Annotated in this window: 2 protein-coding genes; both read right to left on the reverse strand. The window is 42.3% G+C overall.

The features are described 5' to 3' along the window. Positions 1 to 50 precede the first annotated feature (50 nt). Positions 51 to 629 carry a DUF6624 domain-containing protein gene (locus ACX5J7_RS15770; RefSeq protein WP_498707485.1) on the reverse strand — a complete coding sequence of 193 codons (579 nt, stop codon included), beginning with the start codon at positions 627 to 629 and terminating at the stop codon, positions 51 to 53. Positions 630 to 749: 120 nt separating this feature from the next. Continuing rightward, positions 750 to 1,172: a hypothetical protein gene (locus ACX5J7_RS15775; protein ID WP_498707486.1), complete on the reverse strand. Its 423-nt coding sequence runs from the start codon at positions 1,170 to 1,172 to the stop codon at positions 750 to 752. Between the last annotated feature and the right edge of the window lie 60 nt (positions 1,173 to 1,232).

A 1,232-nucleotide genomic window follows, 5' to 3' on the forward strand; every position in this document is an offset into this window, starting at 1 on the left:
CCCAGCGAACGAAGTGAGAGTGTTGATTGGGTTGTTATGTGCGCGCCTATTCATTTCACAGGCACGCCATAAGCCTCCGCAACTACTTTTTTGTATTCTTCCAATGATGGAAGCCCGACTTCTGCTCTTCTCTTATTTACACTCCCTTTGTCTAAAATCGGGTCAAAAACTAGTTCACCATTTAAGATGTTTAACTGGGTGCCATACAATTGCGGTTTATTCTGATGAACTAAGACTCTATCTGTCAGTAAGGCAAACTCCTGACCAGTAACGCCTTCGCCATTCAAGAAAGATTGCTTTAGAAGTGGAAGCATTTCTTCCTGAAATTTGTAGTCTGGCGAATGTTGAACAATTAGAAATGCGGCTGAGACCCCTTTTTTACCGACTAAATCTTCAGTGACCCAAGAGTGCTTTTTAACGATTTCATTCAGCCTATCGGTGTTTCTTGCATCGATAAGCCTCATTTTTTCTAGCAGATCAGAAGGCGCATTTTTCCATCCGATGGAAACTATTTCATTTCGGACCTCTTGATCCGCTTTTGCCATGGAGACAAGTTCTTTTTGCAACTCTGAATTTGAAGCAGCTATGCATTGAAATGAGAACAAGATAATTAATAAAGAGAGACGCATTTTCAAAGTCCTTTTAGCACATAACTTCCAAATATGGGGCGCAAACGCGCGGGGCATAATAGCGAAGCGCCCCGCGTGTTTGTGTCCCAGCGAGCGACAGCGAGTGCCATAATTTGTTTGTTATGTGGCAATGCTGTCATATGTTTTACCGATCTCAAATTGAGCATCGTTTAATTTGACGATGACTTCTGCCTTTGAATTTTCACCTTTTACATAATCGAAAGGTGGCGATTGAATAAAAAAGTCGTTTTGCAGCGTACCAAATGAATGGAGGACATATCCCTTTTGGACGTGAACAGCGCACGACGGCGACATTTTAGGCAGTGAAACTCTAGAGCTAGAACCATTACAATCAGCGCCCTCGCCATAGACGTCCAATAAGCCAGGAATAAGGTTGGCTTCTTGAAGTATTGACTCGACAATTATTTCCCAATTTGCCTGTAGCCAATCTGCCAGCATGTCCTCAGATAAAACGCCATTAATAGTGGCAAAGTTTAATAGCAGAAATTGCCTGTAAGCTTCTAAAACATCCTGTAATTGCAATGTTACCTCCTTGACACATAACTTTTAAATAAGGGGCGCAGGCATGTGGGGCATAATGGT

The organism is Alteromonas infernus (assembly GCF_902705815.1).